Raw genomic sequence first — 24167 nt, 5'->3', positions numbered from 1 at the left:
AGGCGCAGGTGGACATGGGTAGCATTTTTTTTGTTAGCTGTTTCAAATCGGATGGTATGCAAATTCAAAATCTTTGCTTTTTATCCATTTTCTTTGTTTTTATTTAATTTCCTTTGATTTTTTGATTTTTATAGATAACTTGGGATTTGGCATTGTCAATACCCCCTTTCAACCAAGCGGGTGCGAATGATGGGGCGGTGCGGCTTCACAGTGCAGCGGGGATGGGGTTATCCAGCTATTTTTTGAGGCAGATGGATGGTCCGCTGCGTGATGCGTGCCGAATACCGGTTCACGGCAGGGATGTGATATAGGCTGTGGGCCTTGGGAACTTCTGCACAACTCGCCGCCATGGTCTGAACGTGCTCTCGGGGGATCCAATCCCATGTCTTTCTCGGCAATACCTCCGGTTCGCCTTTAAGGGGCGCCTTGTGCGTTTTATCCCGATCAGTGTCCGTCGCGCTTGGTGAGGCTTGTGCAGAGGCAGCCCAAAGAGGGCGGTGTCTTGTCTGGCTAAAGCGCTTGGTCAATATCTTGGCAAATGCCGCTCGTCATACCGGTTTGTTGGGGCGGCCTGTCAGCAATGGCCGAGTCGGCTGTGGGTATTGCATTTTCGAAAGGTCTTGGAATAAAAAAATCGCCTCCAGCTGGAGGCGATTGTGAGTAACTCGGCAAGTCTTCAAGCCCTGAGGCTTCTAGCCATCACTGGTTGCGTTGGCGGCGGCGCAGTGCCAAGGCACCGATACCGGCACTCAATCCGCCCAGCAGCGCCAGGCCAGCCAGGTCCAATGCAGGGACTGGGGTGGCAGGGCCAGCGGTGGCGATGACGCTGTTGGCGGTTGCGCTGTTGTTGGCCGGAGTAGGGTCATCAATGCCCGCTGGAGCCGCGATGCTTGCCGTGCTGGCCAGCGAACCGGTGGCATTTGCAGCGACCTTGGCCGTGACGGTGTAGGTCACGCTGGCGCCCATAGGCAGGTTGACCGTGTCATTGATATTGCCGCTGCCCGATGCGCTGCAAGTACCGCCGCCTGCGCCCACACAGGTCCAGGTGGCATCCGTCAGTGCGGCAGGCAGGGTGTTGGTGACCGTGGCGCCCGTGGCTTCCACCGGGCCGGCATTGCTGGCGGTGACGGTGTAGGTCACCGTGGCACCGGGTGCTACGCTGGCAGCGGCACTGGCGTTGGTGATGGACAGGTCGGCGCTTGGGGGCTCACCCGTGCAGGCTGCGGTGACATAGAACTCGGCAATGGCGCCCAATGCACATGTTCCACCGCTACAGTCGTTGGTTTCTTGCCCGCCATCCAGCCGGAAGCCCACGGTGTTGTTGCCGCGTGCAAAACCAAGCGCTGCAGACGTGGTATAGGTCTGGAATGCACCGTAGCCATTGGGAAGATAGGTAGGTCCAGCAGCGGACTCTGCACCCGCTGCAGGCTTCACATAGACGGAGCTTCCGTAGTCATCAAATGCGAAACGCCCAGTGAGCTTGATGCTGGCCAAATCAACATTGCTGCCGATATTGACGGGCTGGTTCATCACAAATGTGGAGCCGTCCTGGATGCCACGAGACTGCCCGGTAGCCGCTGGGTAAGGCACACCCGGGATGTCGCTGCTCGCAGGGTTGGTCGTTCCAGGGCTAATCCAGCGGGCGTCGGTCGCCGTAGTCAGTGTCGATGGATCGAAATAGCTGCGATACCGGTAGCTGTCAAACAGAGGCTGCTCGACGTTCTCCAGGGCGGTGCCCGCTGCATTCATGCGCTGCGTCCATTTCCAGTCCCTGGCGTTGGTGGTAAATGGGCCAACACGGACTTCATCACCCGCTTGGCTGCCGGCGGGGCAAGCCAGAACGGTGGTGGGCTGGGCGGGCGGCTCAGTCGCGCAATCGGCGGTAATTTCAATATCCGCAGTTAGACCAACTGGATTACCCCGCGAGTCTGTATCTGCTCTACCAACATTCTGCACCGCAAACGCAATGGTGTTATTGCCATAATAAAACCCCAAGCCTGCTGCGCTTCCATCTAAATCAATGGCATCCGGAGTTGAGTACAGTGTGCCTGCAGTTTGTGCTTGCAGCCAGTCGCTAGCACCCGATGGCGGAGCGCTGGGTCGGACAACGAACTGGGTGCTATCGTCAAAACCACCAAGACCGCGAACTCGAATGGTCGCCAAGTTCACATTATTGGCAATATTGATGGGGTCGTTATAAATGAATGTGACACGCCCAGCGACCCAGGCGCCATTGTCGGTATTGCCATTGGTGATTACTGCAGGGTAAGTACCGGTGCCTGTATTTCCCCCGTTGGCTGCGCCCTCTACAAAAGTGGAGTCACCAAACGAAAGCCACTTCCCTTCAAAAGGCTGGCCATTCAAGGATCCTGAGGCTGCACCGTGAGTTTGCGTAGTGGGGTCAAACCATCCATTCCACTTGTAGTCATCACGAATAGTTGCTGCGGCTCCGGTCGGGGCACTCACGTAGCGTGCATCGGTCGACCAGTTCGATACGGATGCCGTGCTTACGCGCAGGGGCACGCCGCAGACCAGATTTGCAGCCTGTACGCCAGCGGCAGCCGTCAGCCCTGCAAGCGACACTGCAAAAAGAGCAGCCTGTCTGTGAATTAATTTCATCCTGAAAACTCCATCCCAATTGAAAAATATCCCATACGCACCCGCAAGATAAACTAAATCAATTGAATATTATTTAGTATAACTTACGTCTATCGTGTATATGTGAGCCGCAAAACAGGGAGAAATCTAGCAGATGGTTTCAAACTGCATCTTTGCTTAATTTAAATATTTTTTGGATTTATTGATATTTCTTTCAATCCTCCATTATTTCGTTTGATAGCGTTGTGTTTCTGATTGTAATTTTTAAAAATTAACATATCCCGATGGCGAAGCCACTACATTGCATGTAGATTTTCTTGACTCGTTTTTCTTCGTTGAAAAATGAATATCTACAGTTCGTTGCGGGGTTCAATATGTTGCATCGAAGCATAAGCGTCACCGTCCTGGGTTTGCTTGGCGCCTTGTTCATCGGCAGTGCCACTGCCGCGCCCCTGGAATGGGACTACACGGTCACGGCCCGGTTTGTGACGAGCACCGGCGCTACCACCTTCATTGGCGCGGGCCCGGGCACTGCCAATGGCTGCGAACTGGTCTCCGCCACCGATATCACCTGGGGAGCTTGCCCCAGTGGCCCTGCCGGTGAGGGGCGCAGCGGCATCGGTGTCTCAGCCAGTGCGCAGACGGGCACCTTGGTAGCCAATGGCGCCGCGCAATACGCCAATGTCTACACCCATACCAATAACGTGGTGGCGTTGAACTTTGCGACCCTGACCAGCGCCACGATCAGCACCACGCTCGGCCTCAAAGCCAAAGGCAGTAGCGATCCCTACACCTATGAGACCTTCGTCTACACCATCAAGTTTTCAGAAACCCCGAACGGCAGTGACCCGACCGCCTGCGTAGTGAAAGGCGGAGACCCTTGCAGCGATATCTGGGTGCTGGACGGCTCGGTCAATCGCACGGTGGTCATGGATGGCCAGGAGTTCACCTTCAGCTTTTTCCCTGAGCCTGCAGCCATTCCGCTGGATCCGGAGATTTGCGAGGCAGCAGGCGCGGAGGTTGGCTGCATCGGCTTTACCACCCAGGAGAACATGGTCAACGCGATCCCCTTTATGATGAACCTGACCCAGGTGGCCAATGTCTCGGGCCGGGTATATGCAGAGGGTAGCGACCCCGCCAACACGCAAGACGATGGCAACAGTGTGGATGCCGGTATGGCGTTGGCGGTGTCTTTGCTGTGCACAGGCCCCGACTACAGCGCAGGCCCGGTCGATGCAGCAGCGGATGGCAGCTTCAGTTTTGAGAATGTACCGACCGGGGCAGACTGCGCCATCACGACAACGCCGCCCGCAGGCTATCAGACGGCCTATACGCAACAGGGCACGACCGGAGAGAGTGGCGCGCCCGGCGCGCTCAACACCAGTGTGGCGGGTAGCACGGGCGTGCAAAGCATTGCGATCAGCGTGCCGACCGATGGATCGAGTGGCAATCTGTTTGCGCTGCGCGCGGTGACCGATATGCTCAGTACCACGGTATGCACCCCGGGCACGGCAGCGGCCGGTGCCGCTGTCAGCTGCACAACCACCTGTACCAATGCCGGCGGCGCCGCTGCACTGCAGGCTTTTTGCGCCATCCCCAACGCCGCCAGCTTGCCCGGCAGCCCCACACCTGTCTGCAGTGCGCCCGCTGATCTGCCGCCCAATGGCACGCTCAGCTGCACACTGAGCTTTACTATGGCCGGCAACGCCAGCATCACGGTGGTGGGCGGGGCTGGTGCGGACAATGACAGCAATGGCGGGGGCGATGCAGCGGCGGGCAACAATGCATCGAGCGCGGCGGTTGCCCCGCAGGTCACGACCCCGACGAACCCAACGAATCCAACGAATCCAACGAATCCAACGAATCCCGGCAACCCCACGCCTGTGCCTGGTCTTGGCGATGTTGCGCTGGCCATGCTGGCGGCCTTGATGGGGCTGGTGGTGTGGCGTCAACGGCAGGGTGTGAAGGGACGCCCATTGCGATAGGCATGCGCCAAAAAATTCGCTGTACCGGATGCCGCTCAACGACGCAGGACGACCGCAGACCTCCGACTGCGGCTGTTGGCTATCTGGCCCAGAACGGCAGCCAGGGGACGATAGTGACCGTCCCTGGGTATCCAAGAGGTCGGCCTTGCTGAGGGTGAGGCTGTGCGAGTATCAGGCACAAGCGCGTCGCGCTGGAGCCAGGATTCTGCGCCCGAGGTCGGTCGCAAGGCGAATACGACCTTGCGCGGTGAGTATCTTTAGCCTGTCTTCAATTTGCGCGCGAGCGCCGCAATCGATGAGAAATCAAACCGATCCAATGACTCGAGAAGGTAGTCTTGCAGACCAATAAGTTCTGTATCGTTGGTATGCTCATCGATCCAGCTTTGAATATCACTCCATTGGCCTCGCGTAGCGAAATCTTCCAGCTGCTGCAAGGCGAGTATCTCTAATAAGTGGGGCGCGATAGCTGCCCAGAGCGCTTCTTGCTCAGAAGCTGTAGGTGCATGCAACAGGGACATGCCCGCGCCGATCTGGGGTAATGTCAGTTGAAATGAAAATGAGCTGCCTTTGCCCAATGCACTATGGGCACTCAGGCTGCCTCCCATCGCCGAGACAACGTGCTGAGCAATGAACAGACCCAGACCTGTGCTGCCACTCTGAGCCTGCACTTGCTGGAATGCGCCAAAGATGTCAACTCCATCGCTCAGGTCAATGCCTATGCCGGAATCAGACACGGTGAACTGCAAATCGCATTGTTGACCTTGACGTGTGCAAGTTATGTAAAGCTCGATAAAACCATCCGACGTGAATTTGGCAGCATTGGAGAGCAGATTGAGCAATACTTGCTGGAGGCGCTTGCCGTCTACAAGAACGAGCAAAGGCAGAAGGTCAGGGCTGCGTAGTTCAAAGCGATTGTTCTTTTGACTGCTCAGTGCGACTGCGTAGTCTGCGATGTCTTGAACCAGCGCGTGCAGGTCCGTGGACTTCGGACGCACTGCCAGTGGCTGCAACTCAGACTTGGTGTATTCAAGTAGCTCGTCAATGAGACCGAGCTGGTATTTGATGCTGCGCTGTATGGTTTGCAACTGATGGTGTTGATCTTCGTCGGCTCTGGCCAGCAGTAGCGCAGCATAGCTGCTAATGGTCGCCAGAGGTGCCCGTAAATCATGTCCAATATAGCCAAGTACCTCGACTTTCTGGCGCTCCTTTGTTTGTGCATTGAGAAGCGCTTTGCTGATTTTATCGTTCAGGACAGAAGCATGCATGTTTGCGAAGACTTGGGAGTATGATATGTGAATAATCATTAATCCAAATGCAAGCAGGGTTTGAAAATTTCCTGAGGCTAGAAAGTTCTGAGGTGCTGGGTAGAAGGGGGTGCCAATAATACGTGCACTGTGCGCGATGAGGAAGAGAACTGTAATGATCAGGAGTTCAGGATTTTTCTCAATCGGCGCTTTCTTGCTTATTTTGAAGATGGTTGCAAGTGTCATCAGAACAATCAGAACCTGGATGCTGTTGTAGATGTATATTCTGACCGAGGTGTCATAGGAGACATAGGTGAAATATATCAATAACAATGCTTCTATGCACAGCAGTGCTAACATGCAATAAAGCCATGTACAGCGTCTTTTAAAATAGATGCATATGCCTATGTAAAATAAAACAGAGCTCGACGTTGTGCTCACGTTGGCGAGAATAATTGACAGGAAGTCAGGAATTTGATTTCGCAGTGTGATCAGTAAGGATCCCGCGCCAAATGCAAAAAATCCTAAGCTCCAGATGATCAGGTAGCGCGCTCTGTCACGCGTCCAAAGCGTAAACATGCCTATGCAAAGTGCCATCTCCACCAGAGCACTAAAAAAAGCAGCAGTTGCAAGATTGAAGGTCATGCGCGCACCCAAGATCCAAGAAGATGGCCAGTCCTAACGCAAAGCGCTGGAATCTTAAGCATGCAAAGAGCATCTGTGAGTAGACGGATACCCTCTGTTGGACCGTGATGCGAAACGTCGCTTTGTGTGATAGATGTTCGGGGATGGGTGCAACCGGCCAACGTTGCCCGGCCAGGTCTCGTTCATCATGTCTTCAGTGTGGCTTTAGCTGGACCGAGGAGATCTCACCATGTCGGAAATCGCAGCTTTTGCTCATCAGGTTTGGAGTGCTGGCCGAAGGTGAAAAAGGTCGTTAGAGGCGCTTGACCGGGGCTTTCCGGCGAGCCCCCGTTGTTCCGCTGCAACTTGGCGGGCCATACGTGCAAAGAGCAGGGCGGCAAGTACTTCGCTCTGACTCCGCGCCAGAATGCCGGAGCCCCATGCATCACCCCATCTCCTGCACTTTCAGCACGTTCTGGAAGAGATTTTAAGCTTATGAAATATTACTTAATTCTTATCTATTTTCTACTTTTCGGGTCAGCATGGGCTAGTCTGTATCCCTATGAAATCGTGGATTCTGGCAGTTACAGCGGCATACGAGATACTGAGTAGACAATAGTTTCTACTCCGTCTGAGTGGGAAGATTTATGGAAGCGTCACTCTGAAAAGTTCATTCCCTCTATGGATTTTGATAAATACTATTTGGTGGCTATTTTTTTTTTTAGGCACGAGGCCCAACCCTTTATATGAAATCGAAGCCCTCGGGCTCTATAAAGAAGGCGAGATAATGAAATTGCAATACAGAGATTCCCGTGAGCGTGCCAGGAATTTGAATTTTGGTAAAAACTTTGCCGTCTTTACGCAATGGGTAATTTATCCATATTGGATTGTGAAAATTGAAAAGCCACAGTATCTTATTTTGTTTGAGAGAGTTTGCAAATAATGAAGTTGAGGCCCAAAGGGTTGGAGTGACTCATCAATATTCAGGTGGCTTCGTATGGGGAACGAGAACAGGGGGTGATTGCGCTGTCTTTTGAACCGGCCCAATAGACTGTGGTTGATAGTCGTTGGCTCCGCTCGGTTAGGGCGGCAGATGCCTCGCTCTGATACCGATCAGGAGCAGCGATAGCCTGGAGCTAGACCTGCACCTATTCAGTAATAATATCTGCGGAGCCTTCACAAAGATGGCTATTTGCATTCAATCGGGGCGACCTGCTCCATAAGGATTCCATGGAGTTTTCTGCGTTGGTTCCCGAATTGGCGGTTGGTGACCTGCCAGCTAGTCTCAATTTTTGGTGTGGCGTCATCGGGTTTTCTGTCTGGTATGACCGCCCAGAAGAGCGTTTCGCATATTTGACCCTAGGCAAGGCGCAGATCATGCTGGAGCAACATGGAATCGGAGATCGCAGCTTTGTGAACGGTGATCTATCCCATCCCTATGGCCGTGGCATCAACTTTCAACTGGAGGTGCCGTCATTGGATGAGGTCGCTCATCGATGCTCCCTGCAGGGCCTTTCGCTTTTTCTGCCAGTTGAAGATCGCTGGTATCGGCAAGGGACAGAAGAGGTGGGGCAGCGACAGCTGATCGTCGCTGATCCTGATGGCTATCTGGTGCGTTGTATGCAGTCGCTTGGACGCCGCCCAGCGACAGCATAAGCCGGCTCTAGCCTGGCGCTTGAGCCGGGGAAATCGGCGCAAATAGTGTCCGTCAGAGCGGAAAAAAGGCTCCAAAAGGAGCCAGCAAAATGAGATGGAAATCGGCAGTTCATGTCCCCGCAATGTTTCCGGAGGCCTTTTGGAAAACGGGAGCCACTTGATTTCATTTAGAAAAAGTGGTCCCCCCGACAGGAATCGAACCTGTATCTAGCGCTTAGGAGGCACTCGTTCTATCCATTGAACTACGGAGAGGGACAGCGGTGTATTGTAGAGGACTTGCAAAGCTCCCAAGCCAATCTGCGAAGCCACAACGATGGGACTCCCGGTTGCGGCATGGTTGGGATGTAGGTTCTCAGCGCCGCCTGCGGTCAGATCCTCTTTGCGCAGCTGGCCATTCCCGGCGTGGAGGGCGCAAAATGGCAGCGCATGTTCCCCGTTCATCCCATCCCACTTCCCTCCTTGGCCGATCTCCAAGACAGCTGGCAGCCCATGGGCTCCTTGCAGGCGCTTTACCTCAGGGTGGGCCAGGAGGCTGAACCCCGTTCCGTGGCCGAAGTCCAGGCAGTCGGTGGCTATGGGCTGGTGGGAGACCGGCATGCTTCCTCGTTATCCCCCCGGCAGTTGCTCGTCGCCGGCACTGATGCCTACCAGCGCTGGGGCTTGGCGGAAGGCTCGCTCCGAGAGAATATGCGGGTGGATTTCTCCACCAGCGGGTTGGCCTCCGGTGATCTGTTGCGCATGGGCAGCGAGGTTGTCGTCGCGATCAGCTTTCTCTGTGAACCTTGCCGGTTGCTGGAGCGCAGGTGCCCGGGGGCCTTGGCTTCGATTGGGCGAGACAGAGGCATGCTCGCCCGCGTGTTGCGAGGCGGCGCCATTCGCTGTGGTGCCGAGGTATCGCTGTGCCATGCCAAGGGGCCAGCGTTCAGCGACCAGTGGCAGGAGAGGGTTCAACAGGTGGCCTGCGCGGTTCCGGAGGGTGCCTGGATCAGCTATCGGCAGCTCGCTGAGATGGCGGGTGTGCAAATGGCCTACTGCCGCGCTTTCCCCAAGGTACTGTCCCAGCTTCCAGAGCGCATGGCCGCCAGAGTGAGGAGCCAGCGCGATGCGCCGGGCGCTGCGCCGTGGTCCGGTGCTGGATTCTTCGGCATGGGCATGGATTGATGCCTATGCTGCCAGCGCAACGCGGAGCCCAACGTCTGCGGAGCCCCTGGCAAACAGGCCCCCGCCGTTTGGCAACTGCGGGGGCCTGTCATAGGTCTCATGGCGCATGGCAGGCGCTCATGGGCTCCATCAGTCGTAGCGCAAGGTATAGATCAGGTCCAGCGCGCTGGTCGTACCGGCAGAGCCGCGCAGCTGCAGGTTGCGTGTGAAGTCGTAGAAGATGTACAGCGCACCCAAGGTGCCGGCCAGGCCCGCTTCGTAGGTCACGTACAGGTCTTGCGACAGGCGCTTGCCGACGGACAGGCTGGCCGAATCGCGGTCGGTGCCGCCAAAGCCGATTTCGTCCAGGCCCAGGCTCTTGGCGATATTGCCGGTCACGCTCTCGCCCGATCCACCGCTGAGCAAGGCCAGCGCCGCTTGCTGCATCAGCGCGCTGCTGGCGCCGCCGCCGGCAGGGTCGCGCCCCATCACCACCCAGGAGATCTTTTCCGCATCGGGCATCTCGGGGTTGGAGTACAGGCTCACGCGTGGCGCCTGCGCCGAGCCGCTGACCTGCACACCGGCCTTGACGGCGATATTGGGGCGCAGCGCCAGAATATCGAGCGAGGGGTTGTTGTAAGGGCCGTTGAAGCGGATCAGGCCGGTTTCCACATTCAGCACCTGGCCCCAGGCGCGGTAGCGGCCTTCTTCCGTGCTGATGACGCCGGTGATGCGCGGCATGCCAATGCCGGCGCCGCCGCTGCTTTGCACATTGAGCGTGCCAGTCAGGCGCGTGGTGATGCCATAGCCTTGCAGCGCAAAGTCACGGCCCATGTCGAGCTTGACGTTCAGGATCAGCGGCTTGGCGGGCTCGACCCGGCCAGCCGGAGCATCGAGCTTGGCCTGCGCAGCCTTGGCCGCTTCTTGCTTGGCTTTTTCGGCAGCCGCTGCGCGGCTGGCCTTGGTGCTGACCACCACATCGCTGCCCAGCGTGGGTGAGGATTCATCGGCCAGCATGATGCTGGCGCGGTCCACGGTCAGGTCGCCGGTGATGCTCATCTGGCCTTGCTGCAGCTGGCTGCGCACCTGGCCGGAGACGCTGACCTGCCGGTCGGCGCGCACCAGCACCTGCAGCGCCTTGGCCTGGGTGCGGATGTCCATGCGGATATCGGGCGCGGCGCCGTTTTGCGGCATGGTCCAGCTGATGGTGCCGGTGGCGTCGAGCGTGCCGCCGCTGGTGGGCGCGGCCGTCAGGTTGCCGCTGTAGCCGGCAATGCGCGCACGGCTGCCTTCGCCGCCGTCAAAGTGCAGGCTTTGCAGCTCCAGCGTATTGCCGTTGAGCTGGGCGCGCAGGCTGCCGTTGCGCAGGTCCACGCCATCCAGTTGCGACTGGATACGCATCTTGTCGGCGGTGATGCTGCCGCTCCAGCGCGGGTCTTGCAGGTTGCCTGCCAGCTGCACATTGGCTGCCAGGCTGCCGGCCACGCGCCAGCCCGGTGGGGCAAAGCTGGCCCAGATGCCCAGATCAGGCATTTGGGCCTGCACGTTGCCGGACAGCGGTGCATCGGGGGCCACGGTGGCGCCCAGGTAGTTCTTGCCTTCGTACTGCAGCGCCGTTTGCACATCGGCCGTGAGCTGGCCTGCGTTGACCGAATCCCATTGCACGCGGCTGCGCAGCTGGCGGTCCTGCACGGTCAGCTCGACCTTGGCGGTGCGGATGCGGGCGATGATCGTCTGGCCTTCGGCCGAGAAGGCCTTGGAGACCGCGCCTTCCTTGCCGCTCGAGTGGAAGGTGACATTCGTGGGCGCGCTGCCCTGGGTGTGCAGCTGCAGATCGCCGCTGGCGCGCTCGATCTCGACCTTGGCGTTGAGGCCGTTTTGTGTGTTGACATCCCAGCGGCCCTGGACAACCAAGTCAGAGTCAAAAGGGCTGTGCTTTTGCGTCTGGCTGGGATCGGGCTTTTGGAAGGCACGGATCCAGCGCAGGGGCAGGCCTTGCAGGCTGCCAGTGCTTTGCAGCTGCACGGCCTGGTCGGCCCCTTGGCTGAACTGCAGGGGGTTCCATTGCAGGGTGACCGTGCCTGGCTCGGGCCCGGTCAGCTGCAACTGGCTGGCGCCGGTGCTGGCGCGCAGCGGCTGGTTGCCGGCGGGCAGCTGCAGTTTGAAGTCCAGCGGCTGCTGCAGCTGCACCTGCCACGGCGCCTTGTTGGGCGGCAGCGTGGCGCGGGCCTGCAGCTTGCTCAAGGCGCCGCTCCACTGTTTGGCCGCCGTGCTGTTCGCGGCCAGGCTGACCTGGGCAGCCATCTGCTGCTCGCCGTGCTGGGCTTGGGCACGCAGATCGAGCTGCACTTTTTTGAGGTTGCCAACCAGGGCCAGCTCGGTATCGCGCAGCTGCCACAGGTCCGCAGCATCGGCGCTGGTGCGCAGGCTCAGCTGTGGGGTGCTGATGTTGGCATCCAGCGCAAAAGGCTGGCCACCGGAAGGAATGCCCGCAGGCAGCTGGGCCAGCAGCCCCGCTTGCTGCAGCTGGCGCAGTGCATCGCCATAGCCACCGCTAAAGCGCAGCTTGGCGTCGAGGCTGCCCTGGGCCAGCATGCCTTCGGGCAGTGCCTGGGCCATGCCCGGCAGCTTGCGCAGCCATTGCAGCAGTTGCTCGGCGCTGCTCAGGCGCAGTGCGATGGTGCCCTGGCCTTGCTGGGGCGCGGCCTGCGCCTTGGCGTCCAGGTTGGCACCGGGCGCCTGCACCGACAATTCACCGGCGCCGCTGCGCTGGTCGATGTTGGCGGTCAGCTGCTTGGCGCTGATATGCGCACCCAGCGCATCGATCTGCGCGCTTTGCAGCTGCAGCTCGGGCGCTTTCCACTGGCCCTTGGCGATCACGCGGTCGATCGGCAAGCTGGTGCTCGCTGCGGTGGCCTTGGCCGGTGTGCGGCGCTCGGACGTGATGTTGGCGTCAAACACAATGGCGTCGTTTTGCGACTGGGCCGACAGGCTGCCGGACAGCGGTGCACTGTCGATGCGGGTGTCGACCAGTGCCGGGTTGATCGCCCGCAATGCCGCCTGGATACCGGCATGGTGGTCCGCCAGGCGGTAGTGGCCCTGGGCCGTCAGGCTGCCGCTGCCCAGTTGCACCTGGCTGCCTTCGAGCACGTCCACCCGCTGGCCATCAAACAGCGCATGGGTCTGCACGGCGCTGACGGGCAGGTGCTGCTGGTTGATGGGGCCGGGCAGGGCGTTGCTGATATCGATCTGGATATCGAGTGGCACCGGCAGCAGCGCAGGGGGTGCTGCGGGTTTGGTCGGCGAGGTGTCGGAATCTGCTGGTGCTGCGCTGCTGGTGACCATGGGGTCCACCGGCGCATCCACCACTGCGGGCGCTGGATGGGCGGCATGGGTGCTGCTGAGCAGATCAGCGGCCGCCTCCGTCACTGCCAACTGGCCATTGAGCAAGGTGGTGGGCAGGCTGGGCAAAAAGGCAGCCAAGTTGACGCTTTGCAGTTGGGCCTGCGCGGGGCCCAGCGGCCAGGGGCGCCAGGGGTAGACGGTGGCGTCGACATTGGCCAGCATCGGCGCGGCGCCAGCCAGCGCCTGGGCGGAGCGGGCGGCCTGGGCCTTGGCGGCTTTCTCTTGCGCCGAGGGCGCCTTGGCGGCCGTCTTTTTGCGGGCGGCGGTGGGTGCCGGTGCATCGGCCACCGTGGGCTTGGGGGCCGCTGCCTCAAACTGCGGCTTGACCTGGGCCTGCACGCGCAAGGCGGCATCCAGGCCGGACAAGGTGCCGGTCAACTGCACACCGGCATCGGCCAGGATGGCGGGCAGGGTGTCGGTGGCGGGCTGGTCCAGCTGGGCTTTCAGATCGGCAGCGATCTGCATGGGCGCCAGGGCATCCACATCGGCTTTGAGCTGCAGGCGGCTGTTGAAGGCCTCGACCTTGTCGATCTGCAGCTGGTGCTTGTCAGCGGCATAAAGGTAGTGGCCCTGCAGTTGCGTGACGGTGATGGGCTGCGGCGCGGCCCAGACGATTTCGTCCACCGCGAAGGGCACCTCCAGCACGCGCAGCGGCAGGGGCAACTGCTCCAGAGGCGGGCTGGGTTCCTTGGGTTGGTCGATGCCCGACGGCGTGATGCTGACTTTGGCGATATGGATGGGCGCCAGGCGCAGCTCGCGGTCCCAGATCTTGTCCAGGCTCCAGCCAATGGTGGCCTGGTCCACCTGTACGCTGATCGACGGGTTGCTCCACCGCAGCTGGCCAATGCTGCCGCCGCCGCGCAGGCTGCCTTGCACGTCCTGCGCTTGCAGTTGCATGTCGGCCGGCAAAAAGCGCTGGGCCAGGGCGATGCTGCGGGCGAGCGAATCGTTCTGCCCGCTCCACCACCAGGAGCCGCCCAGCAAGGCCGCCAGCAGCAGGATCAGGGCGGCGAACAGCCACAGCAGCACGCGCACGACGCGCCGCAGGCCGCTGCGCTTTTTGGGGGAAGAAGGGCCGCTGGGCGGCGACGCCGCTGGTTGCGCTGCGCTGGCGGTGGGTGCGGTTGCGTGTGTATCTGCCATGTTTTAGAAGCTGTATCCCAGACGCAGGTGCAAGCGGAAACGTTCGTCTTTCAAGCCATAGGCCACATCGGCCTGCAGCGCGCCCACGGGGCTGCGCCAGCGCAGGCCCGTGCCAATGCCCCAGTAGGGCGACAGATCGCCGGCCTTGTCTGCGACCGAGCCCACATCGGCAAACACGGCCGATTCCCAGGCGCTGATCTCGCCATTGCGCACCAGGGGACGCTGGTACTCGACACTGCCCACATACATGTAGCGGCCGCCATAGACCTGGTCATCGGCCACGCGGGTGCCGATCTTTTTGTAGCCGTAGCCGCGCACGGTGGTGTCACCACCGGTGATGAACAGCTGGGTAGCGGGGATCACGGCCGAGTCCTTGGCGAGGATGGCACCGCCCTCGGCACGCAGCGCTATGCGGGCGCTGCGCGAGCTGCCGTTGGGCGCGGTGACCTTGCCTGCCGGCACAAAGCCTTGCCAGCGCAGCAAGCTGCGTACAAAGGGGTCGCGGTCCGGCGTGATGGTGTAGCCCGCGCCCAGCTCGGCGGCAATGCCGTAGCCGCGCGTGGGGTCGGTGTTGTTGTTGAAATAGCGGCCCGTCCAGCCGTAGTTCACACTCAAGGCGCTGCTCGATGGGATCTTCTCCTGGCCCTGCACCGACGAGAAGTCGTACTGCAAGAAGGCGCTGCGGTCGATATGGTCGCTGCTCTTTTTGTGGCCGCCGCGCAGCTGCATGGAGTTGACGGTGAAGTCGCCGTTGAGCTCGCGCTTGACCTCGCCCGCACCAAAGTAGGCCCAGCCGCTTTCCTTGGGCAGGTCGGTCCATTCGGTAGACAGCAGCTTCTTGTCACGCTCGAAGGAGAACTTGCTCACCGCGCGCCAGCCCAGCCAGGGCATCTTGTTGTGGGTGTGGTCCAGGCTCAGGCGGGGCCCGGTGTCGGTGGACATACCGATACCGAACACCACCTTTTGCATCTTGGCCTCGCGCACCTGGGCGATTACCGGTGCTTCCTTGGGGTTGGCGGTGTCGGTGTCCAAGGTCAGGAACACCGAGTCGTAGTAGCCGCTGCCTGCCAGCCGGGTCTGGGCGTCGAGCATGTCGGCCTCGCTGTAGTTCTGGCCGCTGGGCAGGCGTGCAATGCGGGCAATGCCTTGGGCGTCATAGCGCTCGGCGCCTTCGATGCGCAGCGGGCCAAACTTGTAGAGCGGGCCGCTGTCATAGCCCACCGAGAGCTTGGCCTCGTTGCTATCGCCATCGATATTGGCCTGGCTGTTGCTGATCTTGGCGGTGGGGTAGCGGTTGCGCTGCAGGCTGCGCAGGCCCTCGGACTTGGCGCTGCTCCATTCCTTTTGGGTAAAGCCCTCTCCGGGCTGCAGATCCCAGTTGCGCTCAAAGCGCGCGCGGCGCGCGGCAAAGTTCTTCTCCTCGGTGACCTCGCCGCTGTAGTCCAGCGCCACCTCGGTCACCTTGGTCTGCGGGCCGGGCTCGACCTCGATGACCAGCTGCGGCCTTGCCTGGCTGTTCTCTGCCGATATGCCACTGCTGGCAGGAGCAGCGCCGGTGTCGTAGGCGTCGATCTTGATCTCGGGGCTGAAGTAGCCCAGGGTGCCCATCAGCTCGCGCACATTCTCATCGGCGCCGCCCAGCAGGCGCGTCATCTCGCTCATCTGCAGGCCGGGAAAGTTGCGGTAGCGCTTGAGCTCGACATACTGCTCCAGGTACTCGCGCACTTTCTTGGGTGCCTTGACAGTGATATCAAACGCGGGCTCGCTGCTGGCATGCGTCGCGGTGTCGTCCGCGTCGTCGGCCTTGGGGGTGCTGCTGCAGCCTGTCAGCAGGGCAGCAGTAAGAATAAAAAACGCCGGCAGAACCGGCGTTGTCAGACGGTGTCGCATGGTCACTTTGACAGCAAGCGCATGGTGTCCTCCAGCCCTTTGAGTGACAGGGGAAACATACGGTCGCCTACGAGTTGTTGTATCAGGCTGATGCTTTGGCGGTATTGCCACACGCCTTGGGGCTCCGGATTGATCCAGGCGTGTTTGGGAAAGGCGTGGGTCAATCGCTTAAGCCACTCGGCCCCAGGTTCCTCATTGTTGTACTCAACAGAGCCTCCTGCTTGTAGGACTTCGTATGGACTCATTGTGGCATCGCCCACAAAGATGAGTTTGTAATCTTTGTTATATTTTCTGATGATGTCCCAGGTGGGGAATTTCTCAGCGTAGCGGCGTTTATTGTTCTTCCACATATAGTCGTAGACGCAATTGTGAAAATAATAAAACTCGAGGTGCTTGAACTCGCTTTTGACGGCGCTGAATAATTCCTCGACGCGTTGAATATGGTCGTCCATGGTGCCGCCCACATCCATCAGCAGCAGTACCTTCACATGGTTATGGCGCTCGGGCACCATCTTGATATCAAGGTAGCCGGCATTGGCCGCAGTCGCGCGGATGGTATCTGGCAGGTCCAGCTCCAGCTCATTGCCTTCCCGGGCAAAACGGCGCAGGCGGCGCAGTGCCACCTTGATATTGCGGGTGCCCAGCTCCTGGGTGTCGTCGTAGTCGCGGTAGGCGCGCTGCTCCCAGACCTTGACGGCGCTGCGGCTCTTGCCCGGGCCGCCAATGCGCACACCTGCCGGGTTATAGCCGCCATGGCCAAAGGGGCTGGTGCCGTTGGTGCCAATCCATTTGTTGCCGCCTTCGTGCCGGCCTTTTTGCTCTTCCAGGCGTTTTTTGAGCGTCTCCATCAGCTCGTCCCAGCCCATCGCCTCGATGGCGGCCTTTTGCTCGGCGCTGAGCTCTTTTTCCAGCACCTGCTTGAGCCAGTCCTCGGGCAGCTCCTTCTTCCAGTCGGTGAGCATCTCCATGCCCTTGAAGTAGGCGCCAAAGGCCTGGTCGAACTTGTCGAACAGCTTTTCATCCTTGACGAGGCAGAGCCGGGCCAGAAAATAGAAATCGTCCAGGCTCCAGGCGTCCTCGGAGCGGGGCCCGGCCAGGCCCTTGTCCAGTGCTTCGAGCAGGGTGAGCAGCTCCTTGACCGACACTGGCAACTTGGCCGCGCGCAAGGTGTAGAAAAAGTCTATCAACATGGTCTTGTAAACAATCCGTAACAGTTTGGCGCTAGCCTCTCCAGTCTAACGGGTACTCAAAAGGCAAGCTGTCATGGTGATGATCAAAACGGACAAGGCACGCCAGGCGTTGCGTGACCGCGGCAGCCTGTCCGTGCAGGAGCGCCAGATTCTGATCTTGTGCGATGGCAACCGCTCGCGTCAAGAGATCGCGCGTTGGGTCGGGGACAGCGCTGGCAGCGTGCTCGATGCCCTGGTCACGGCCGGTTATCTGGCGATGCAACAGCCGCCTGCTCCTCCGCCACCACCACCGCCTCCTCCGGCCCCACCGCCACCCCCACCGGTGGCTGCGCCTGCGCCGGTGCAGGCCGCTCCCAGACCGCCTGCGGCCCCCGTCTATGTCGAGCAAACGCGTGCCAGCCAGGGCAGCAAACGTTCGCTGGCGGGCTGCAAGATGTATGCGGTGGGGATTTTGCAGATGCAGCGCAGCGCCGATGCGATGGCGCTTGCCGTGCGGGTGCAGCAGGCCAGCGACGAGACCGAGCTGCTCCTGGGCCTGGTGGACATGGTCACTTTCCTTGAGCAGATGACCAACACCGGCTATGCCGACAATGTCAAAACCCATCTGCGCCAGATTCTGCCGGAGCAGTACCTGGGCGTGCTGAACCTGCAGACGGCTTAAATCAGCCGTTTCTTTAATCTCAGCGCGGCTGGTTCAGCAGGTACAGCAGCTGCGCCTTGGCCTCGGGCCATTCACCGGCGAGCATGCTGTAGAGCACGGTATCGCGCACGGTGCCATCGCGGCGCGGTGCATGGTGGCGGATGACGCCGTCCTTCTTGGCGCCCAAGCGCTCAATGGCGCGCTGGCTGGCAAAGTTGAAGTTGTCGGTGCGCCAGCCCACGACGGCTGCGCCCAGCGTCTCAAAGGCATGGGTCAGCAGCAGCAGCTTGCAGGTGGTGTTGACATGGCTGCGCTGCACGCTGCGGGCGTACCAGGTGTAGCCAATCTCCACGCGTTTGAGCGCTGGCACGATGTCGTGGTAGCTGCTGGTGCCCAGCAGCTGGCCGCTGGCCTCGTCCACCACCGCAAAGGGCATGCGGCTGCCGGCATCGCGCATCGCCAGGGCCTGCTCGATGTAGGCGCGGGTGTTCTCGGGCTCGGGCACCGAGGTGACGCGGATGTTCCACAGCTCACCGTCTTGAGCGGCGGCGCGCAGGCCTGCCTCATGCGCCAAGGTCAGCGGGGTCAGCAGCACGCCACGGGCGCGCAGTTCGGTGGGTTCTACAAAGGCCATTGCCTCGTCCTATTCAGTGTGGTTGTTGCGGCGGATGCGCCAGCGCCGGGCCAGTTGCAAGCCGGCGCCGCCGCCCAGGCCCACCAGCGCAATGGCGGCGATGCTGCTGGCGCCATAGCCTTCGGAGAACAGCTGCCAGCCCAGCAGCGCGCCAATGCCCCAGCCCAGCAGCGCGCCGGCGAGAAAACCGGCCGCATCGCTCAGCCCTTCGATCAGCAGTTGCTGTGGGGTGGCCATGGCGATTTAGCGGTTGCGCTGGTTCATGAACACCAGCTTTTCAAACAGGCTCACATCCTGCTCGTTTTTCAACAGGGCGCCCACCAGCGGCGGGATGGCGATTTTTTGGTCTGCAGTCTGCAGCACTTCGGGCGGAATGTCCTCGGCCACCAGCAGTTTGAGCCAGTCGATCAGCTCGCTGGTGGAGGGCTTTTTCTTCAGGCCCGGCAGGTTGCGGATGTCGAAGAACACCTTCATCGCCGCCGACAGCAGCTCCTGCTTGAGCGCAGGAAAGTGCACGGCCACGATCTGCTGCATGGTCTCGGCATCGGGGAACTTGATGTAGTGGAAAAAGCAGCGGCGCAGGAAGGCGTCCGGGAGTTCCTTTTCGTTGTTCGAGGTGATGACCACCAGCGGGCGGTGCTTGGCGCGGATCATCTGGCGCGTCTCGTAGCAGTAGAACTCCATGCGATCGATTTCGCGCAAGAGGTCATTTGGGAATTCGATATCCGCCTTGTCGATCTCGTCGATCAGCAGCGCCACCGGCGCGTCGGCCGTGAAGGCCTGCCACAGCACGCCTTTGAGGATGTAGTTGTTGATGTCCTTGACGCGGGCTGCGCTCTCGGGGTCGGCGAGCTGGCTGTCACGCAGACGACTGACCGCATCGTACTCATACAAACCCTGCTGGGCCTTGGTGGTGGACTTGATATGCCACTGCAGCAGCGGCATGCCTAACGCCTGTGCAACCTCCTCCGCCAGCATGGTTTTCCCTGTCCCTGGTTCCCCCTTGACGAGAAGCGGTCTTTGAAGGGTAATTGCCGCATTGACCGCCAGCATGAGGTCATTGGTCGCGACGTAGTTCTGTGTGCCTTGGAATTTCATGGAAGTGGATGCAGAATCGTGATGACGGGGCCAGTACAGCGTTGACTATAAACCCAGATCTCCGCATCACTGCGGCGGCCTGAACCACACGATTGTGCGCACAATGAATAAAAGATGGACCACGATATTTGCCTTGCTTGTCGCGTCAGCGACCGGCGCAGTCTGCGCGCAGGAGATCAAGGGCAATGCCAAGGCGGCTGAGGGCAAGGTGGCGATGTGCATCGGCTGCCACGGCATTGTGGGCTACAAGGCCAGCTTTCCCGAGGTCTACCAGGTGCCCAAGATTTCGGGCCAGAGCGAAAAATACATCGACGCGGCCCTGCATGCCTACAAGAAGGGCGACCGCAAACACCCGACGATGCGCGCCATCGCCGATTCGCTGAGTGAGCAAGATATTGCCGATCTGGCCGCCTACTACGCGCAGCACACGGTGGGCGAGACCCAGCTGGCAGACAAGCCGTCCAAGGTGCCCAGCGCCGAAGTGGCCGAGCTGCTGAAAAAAGGCACCTGCGTGAGCTGCCATGGCGACAACTTCTCCAAGCCGCTCGATCCCTCGTACGCCAAGTTGGGTGGTCAGCATCCCGACTACCTCTACGCGGCGCTCAAGTCCTACACCATCGAGAAAAACGCCCGCATCGGCCGCAACCACCCGATCATGGTGGGCATGGCCAAGCAGCTCACCCATGCCGAAATGAAGGCGCTGGCCAACTACATTGGCAGCCTGGATGGCCCGCTGCAGATCGTGCCCGAGTCGCGCTTTCGCAGCAAGCAGGCAGCTAATTAAAGCGGTTGGCGGCTAGGCGCTCAGTCTTTGGTGGCTTGGCGCTGCACAGCGGCCACATAGGCATTGCCATCGGGCGGGCGGCCCGAGCGCTGGCTCTCCCACAGCATCGTGCCCAGGCATTCCATGGCCACATGGTGGGCGTCGTGCAAGGAGCCTAGGCGCTTGGCCAGCAGCTCCACCGCCTGGCGAATGCCGCGCGGCTGGTCAATGCTGCACTGCTCGCTGATCGACAGGTGCATCGACAGGTGCAGGAAGGGGTTGGTCTTTTCCGGCGTCAGGTCGTAGTTGCGGGCGATGGCCGCATCCACATCGCTCAGGTCTTCACGGTATTCCGGGTGCTCATCGATCCACAGGCTGGCCAGGGTCTCGATGGCTTCCATGGGCTGGCCCGCCTGGTGCTTGGCATAGGCGGCGCAGAAAAATCGCCGGACATCGGCTTGGGAGGGGTTGAACATAGGGCGCACAGCGTAGCATGCACCTAGCAGCTACGCTGGGTTGTGGTTAAGCCGGTTTTGTGCGGCGCGAGGGCTCAGATCTGGCTGTGCGGGTCTTCGGGCGGCGGTGGGTAGGGGCTGCTTGGCGCGTCCTTGGCTTCCTGCACCTGCTCTTGGCGCTCCTGCCGCTCGCGCGCCATTTGCTCGACCAGCTGCTCGCGGCCCTGCTTGGCAACGGCGAGCATGGTTTCGCGGTCATGGTGGTGCTCGTACATCTTGTCCGACAGCTCGATGTTGTGCGCGCGGAACACGGTTACCACATACTGGGCGTCTTCGGCGCTGTAGCCCATCAGCTCCAGCGCTTTCTCGGCCGTCTGCAGGCTGGAGTCAAACACCTCGCGGTCGACATGGTGCACGCCCATGTCACGCAGCGCATACCAGTGCGCCACATCCTTGGCCCGGGCGACGATCTTGAGGTGCGGAAAATGCTGTTGCACCAGGCGCACGATCTGGTTGGTCTGCAGCTCGTCATCCACCGCAATCACCATGACCTCGGCCTTCTCGGCGCCAGCAATGCGCAGCAGGTCCTGGCGCGTGGCGTCGCCATAGAACACCCGGTAGCCAAAGTTCTGCGCCACTTCCAGCATCTCCACGCTGTGGTCCAGGATCACAGCCTTGATGCCCTGGCTCAGCAGCACACGGGTGACGATCTGGCCATAGCGGCCAAAGCCGGCGATCAGCACGGTGGCTTCCTGCTGCTCGCTCAACTCGGGTGGTGTATCGCCCCCCTTGGCAAGGTTGGCAAAGCGCGGCATCAGCCAGCGGTCCATCGCCGCCACGATCAGCGGCGTGGCCACCATCGAGATGGCGACCGAACCGATCAGCAGGGACGACTGCTGGGGCGTCAAGATGCGCTGCGCCTGGGCGGCGCTGAACACCACAAAGGCAAACTCCCCGCCCTGGGCCAGCAGCAGGGTAAACAGCGGGCGCTCTTGCACCGGCATGCGCAGCAGCTGGGCCAGGCCATAGATGACCACGCACTTGATCAGCAGGAACAGCAGCACCAGCACCAGCATGGCCAGCGGCGCCTGCACGATGACCGCGAAATCGATGCTCATGCCCACCGCGATGAAGAACAGGCCCAGCAGCAGCCCCTTGAAGGGCTCGATGTCGGTCTCGAGCTCGGCGCGGAACTCGCTGTCGGCCAGCAGCACGCCGGCGAGAAAGGCGCCCAGCGCCATCGACAGGCCAATCTGCAGCATCAGGAACGCAATGCCCACGACCAGCAGCAAGGCGGTGGCGGTCGATATCTCGCGCGATTCGCTTTGGGCAATCCAGCGCAGCACCGGGCGCAGCAGGTAGCGGCCGACCAGGATGACGGCCACGATGATGGCCAGCGTCTTGCCGATTTCCATCAGCACATTGCCATCGTTCTGCGCGGCCTGGTGGCCCACGGCCAGCAGCGGGATCAGCGCCAGGATCGGGATGGCGGCGACGTCCTGGAACAGCAATATCGCAAAGCTGGTCTTGCCGCTGGTGGTGGACATCAAATTGCGCTCGGCAATGCTTTGCAGCGCGATCGCGGTCGATGACAGCGCCAGGCCCAGCGCGGCAATCAGCGCCAGATGCCAGTCATAGCCAAAAGCCAGGCCAGCGGCAAACAACCCGGCAGTACACAGCAACACCTGGGCGGTGCCTACGCCAAAGATGGGCCGGCGCATGCTCCACAAGCGGCTGGGCTGCAGCTCCAGCCCGATCAGGAACAGCATCAGCACGACGCCGAATTCGGAGAAATGCAGGATGTCCTGCACATTGCTGACCAGCTGCAGGCCGCTGGGGCCGATGATGATGCCCGCAACCAGGTAGCCGATGATGGTGCCCAGGCCCAGCGCGCGGGAGATCGGTACCGCGATGACGGCCGCGGCCAGGTAGAGAAAGGTATAGGTAAGCCAGGCGGGAGCGTGTTCCATGCTTGCGTTTTGTTATCGGTGTTTTGTCGTTGCGCTGCACAGATTACTTTTATTTGCCGGGTCACGGTAATTTATTGCAATGTTTTGCGGTTGGCGCTTGTGGGTATTGCCGCCTTAGCTATCAAAAAAATAAATTTACAACAATGGCCGAGCGCCTACGTGCCTGGCCGGGCCGCGCGATAATCGCCGCTTTGCCCCACAGGGGCTGCGTTGGTGGCGGACGGCTCCGCTGCCCCAGGATGAACCATGGATTTGCATACTTGGATGGCGTATCTCGTTGCGGCTTGCATCATTGCCGTATCTCCCGGATCGGGCGCCGTGTTGTCAATGAGCCACGGGCTCTCCTACGGGGTGCGCAAGACCAGCGCCACCATCCTGGGCCTGCAATTGGGCCTGCTGCTAATCCTGCTGATTGCCGGCGCCGGCGTTGGCTCGCTGCTGATCGCCTCGGAGACCGCTTTCAACGTCGTCAAGATCGTCGGGGCCTGCTACCTGATCTATATCGGCTTTGCGCAGTGGCGCGCCAAGGGCGGCATCATGGACTCCCAGGCCGAGCAACCCGCCAGCGGCAGCTGGCAAAAGCGGGCGCTGAGCGGCTTTCTGACCAATGCCACCAACCCCAAGGGCATCATCTTCATGGTGGCGGTGCTGCCCCAGTTCATGACCTCCGAGCGCCCGCTGTGGCTGCAGCTGCTGATTCTGGCTGCCACGACCTTGGCCGTCGACACCGTGGTGATGCATGGCTATGCCGGCAGCGCCAGCGTGCTGCGCCGCCTGCTGCGCGACAGCCGCGCCATGCGCATCCAGAACAAGGTGTTTGGCGGCCTGCTGATGCTGGTGGGCATGGGCCTGTTTTTCGTCAAGCGCTCGCAAAGCGCGGCTTGAAACTGAGAGAACCCCCGCTGGGATAGCGGGGCTGGTCGGTACTTACTTGCTTGCTTACTGAGCCGGCGTGCCGTCCGGCATCGCAAAGCCATTCTGGCGCCAGGCCTCGAACACCGTCACCGCCACTGCATTGGACAGGTTCAGGCTGCGCTGGCCCGCCACCATCGGCAGGCGCACGCGCTGGCTCGTGGGAAAGCTCTCGCGTACGGCGATCGGTAAACCTCGGGTCTCACAGCCAAAAACCAGCCAGTCGCCGGGCTGAAAGCGCACATCAAACGCCGGGCTGCTGCCATGGGTGGTCATTGCAAACATGCGGTCGGCGGCAGGCTGCATGCGCTCGATAAAGGCGTCCCAATGGGCATGGCGCTGGGTGGCGGCGTACTCGTGGTAGTCCAGGCCGGCGCGGCGCATCAAGCGGTCTTCCATCGAAAAGCCCAGCGGCTCGATCAGGTGCAAGCGGCTGCCGGTGTTGGCACACAGGCGGATCACATTACCGGTGTTGGGAGGGATTTCGGGTTCGACCAGGACGACGTTGAACATGGCAAATGCGCAAAAACAAGGGCGCCAGTGTAGCGGCCCCGCCAAACAAGGGTGGACCGCTGCGCTATTGGCCGGGCGCCGGCGTTCTGGCAAACACCAGTGCCTGCACCGCTGGCGTGCCTTGCGCCTGCAGCAGCTGCGCCACCGCGCCCAAGGTGGCGCCGGTGGTCATCACATCATCGATCAGCAGTGGGTACTCACCCAGATCCTGCGCCTGCAGGCCCGGGCGCAGCGCAAAGGCATGGCGCAGGTTGCGCAGCCGGGCAGCGCGCCCCAGGCCGGCCTGGGCGGGCGTGTCCACCAGCCG

At 60.7% G+C, this 24167-nt stretch carries 18 protein-coding genes and 1 tRNA gene; 6 read left to right on the top strand and 13 right to left on the bottom strand.

All coding sequences use genetic code 11. From position 1 onward, the window contains the following. Positions 1–699 precede the first annotated feature (699 nt). The gene (locus H928_RS30575; RefSeq protein ID WP_084635678.1) at positions 700–2619 is read right to left on the bottom strand and encodes a DUF11 domain-containing protein; all 1920 of its coding nucleotides are present in this window, start codon (positions 2617–2619) and stop codon (positions 700–702) included. A 353-nt stretch (positions 2620–2972) separates the two neighbouring features. On the opposite strand from H928_RS30575, the gene H928_RS0103965 reads away from it, so the two are divergent. After that, positions 2973–4583: a THxN family PEP-CTERM protein gene (locus H928_RS0103965; protein WP_148293029.1), complete on the top strand. Its 1611-nt coding sequence runs from the start codon at positions 2973–2975 to the stop codon at positions 4581–4583. Positions 4584–4840: 257 nt separating this feature from the next. Here H928_RS0103965 and H928_RS29970 read toward each other — a convergent pair whose 3' ends face one another. Next, positions 4841–6472 (bottom strand): HAMP domain-containing sensor histidine kinase, encoded by a 1632-nt coding sequence (locus H928_RS29970; RefSeq protein WP_084635677.1) that lies wholly within the window; start codon positions 6470–6472, stop codon positions 4841–4843. Positions 6473–7681: 1209 nt separating this feature from the next. Between H928_RS29970 and H928_RS30570 the strand changes: the two genes are divergently transcribed. Further along, on the top strand, positions 7682–8107 hold the full coding sequence (locus H928_RS30570) for a VOC family protein (protein WP_084635676.1): 426 nt from the start codon (positions 7682–7684) through the stop codon (positions 8105–8107). Between the two features lie 177 nt (positions 8108–8284). On the opposite strand, the gene H928_RS0103950 is transcribed toward H928_RS30570, so the two are convergent. Then, a tRNA-Arg gene (locus H928_RS0103950) sits at positions 8285–8359 on the bottom strand. 207 nt (positions 8360–8566) lie between these two features. Between H928_RS0103950 and H928_RS0103945 the strand changes: the two genes are divergently transcribed. Further along, positions 8567–9268: an MOSC domain-containing protein gene (locus H928_RS0103945; protein WP_027010527.1), complete on the top strand. Its 702-nt coding sequence runs from the start codon at positions 8567–8569 to the stop codon at positions 9266–9268. A gap of 129 nt (positions 9269–9397) precedes the next feature. Here the strand turns inward: H928_RS0103945 and H928_RS0103940 are convergent, their stop codons facing one another. The 3 genes from H928_RS0103940 to H928_RS0103930 are packed head-to-tail and all read right to left on the bottom strand — an operon-like array spanning position 9398 to position 16875. Next, positions 9398–13795 (bottom strand): translocation/assembly module TamB domain-containing protein, encoded by a 4398-nt coding sequence (locus H928_RS0103940; RefSeq protein WP_021025350.1) that lies wholly within the window; start codon positions 13793–13795, stop codon positions 9398–9400. A 3-nt stretch (positions 13796–13798) separates the two neighbouring features. Continuing rightward, positions 13799–15685: an autotransporter assembly complex family protein gene (locus H928_RS0103935; RefSeq protein WP_027010526.1), complete on the bottom strand. Its 1887-nt coding sequence runs from the start codon at positions 15683–15685 to the stop codon at positions 13799–13801. Between the two features lie 2 nt (positions 15686–15687). Beyond that, positions 15688–16875, bottom strand: coding sequence for a VWA domain-containing protein (locus H928_RS0103930; RefSeq protein WP_021025348.1), 1188 nt, complete (start codon positions 16873–16875; stop codon positions 15688–15690). Between the two features lie 73 nt (positions 16876–16948). Between H928_RS0103930 and H928_RS0103925 the strand changes: the two genes are divergently transcribed. Next, on the top strand, positions 16949–17536 hold the full coding sequence (locus H928_RS0103925; RefSeq protein ID WP_021025347.1) for a hypothetical protein: 588 nt from the start codon (positions 16949–16951) through the stop codon (positions 17534–17536). Positions 17537–17555: 19 nt separating this feature from the next. Here H928_RS0103925 and H928_RS0103920 read toward each other — a convergent pair whose 3' ends face one another. From H928_RS0103920 to H928_RS0103910, 3 genes are read right to left on the bottom strand one after another with little or no spacing between them, the layout of a single operon-like run. Beyond that, complete coding sequence (locus H928_RS0103920) at positions 17556–18149, bottom strand: GNAT family N-acetyltransferase (RefSeq protein WP_021025346.1); 594 nt, start codon at positions 18147–18149, stop codon at positions 17556–17558. 9 nt (positions 18150–18158) lie between these two features. Further along, on the bottom strand, positions 18159–18386 hold the full coding sequence (locus H928_RS0103915) for a hypothetical protein (protein ID WP_021025345.1): 228 nt from the start codon (positions 18384–18386) through the stop codon (positions 18159–18161). Positions 18387–18392: 6 nt separating this feature from the next. Further along, the gene (locus H928_RS0103910) at positions 18393–19247 is read right to left on the bottom strand and encodes a MoxR family ATPase (protein WP_021025344.1); all 855 of its coding nucleotides are present in this window, start codon (positions 19245–19247) and stop codon (positions 18393–18395) included. A gap of 103 nt (positions 19248–19350) precedes the next feature. Between H928_RS0103910 and H928_RS0103905 the strand changes: the two genes are divergently transcribed. Continuing rightward, positions 19351–20031 (top strand): cytochrome c, encoded by a 681-nt coding sequence (locus tag H928_RS0103905; protein ID WP_021025343.1) that lies wholly within the window; start codon positions 19351–19353, stop codon positions 20029–20031. Between the two features lie 20 nt (positions 20032–20051). On the opposite strand, the gene H928_RS0103900 is transcribed toward H928_RS0103905, so the two are convergent. Beyond that, on the bottom strand, positions 20052–20486 hold the full coding sequence (locus H928_RS0103900; RefSeq protein ID WP_021025342.1) for a DUF1841 family protein: 435 nt from the start codon (positions 20484–20486) through the stop codon (positions 20052–20054). Between the two features lie 74 nt (positions 20487–20560). Continuing rightward, on the bottom strand, positions 20561–22435 hold the full coding sequence (gene kefC, locus H928_RS0103895) for a glutathione-regulated potassium-efflux system protein KefC (RefSeq protein WP_021025341.1): 1875 nt from the start codon (positions 22433–22435) through the stop codon (positions 20561–20563). Positions 22436–22681: 246 nt separating this feature from the next. Here kefC and H928_RS0103890 point away from each other — a divergent pair, with 246 nt between their 5' ends. Further along, the gene (locus H928_RS0103890; protein ID WP_021025340.1) at positions 22682–23320 is read left to right on the top strand and encodes a LysE family transporter; all 639 of its coding nucleotides are present in this window, start codon (positions 22682–22684) and stop codon (positions 23318–23320) included. Between the two features lie 54 nt (positions 23321–23374). Here the strand turns inward: H928_RS0103890 and trmL are convergent, their stop codons facing one another. Further along, positions 23375–23860, bottom strand: coding sequence for a tRNA (uridine(34)/cytosine(34)/5-carboxymethylaminomethyluridine(34)-2'-O)-methyltransferase TrmL (gene trmL / locus H928_RS0103885; RefSeq protein ID WP_021025339.1), 486 nt, complete (start codon positions 23858–23860; stop codon positions 23375–23377). Positions 23861–23924: 64 nt separating this feature from the next. Beyond that, positions 23925–24167 (bottom strand): amidophosphoribosyltransferase (locus H928_RS32040; RefSeq protein ID WP_021025338.1); only part of this gene is annotated, 243 nt, incomplete at its 5' end.

Origin of the sequence: Comamonas sp. B-9, from assembly GCF_000410635.1 — a bacterium.
In the GTDB taxonomy this organism is placed as follows: Bacteria; Pseudomonadota; Gammaproteobacteria; order Burkholderiales; family Burkholderiaceae_C; genus Comamonas.
Note: the sequence above shows the minus strand (reverse complement) of the source record. Positions and strands in the feature narration are given on the sequence as shown.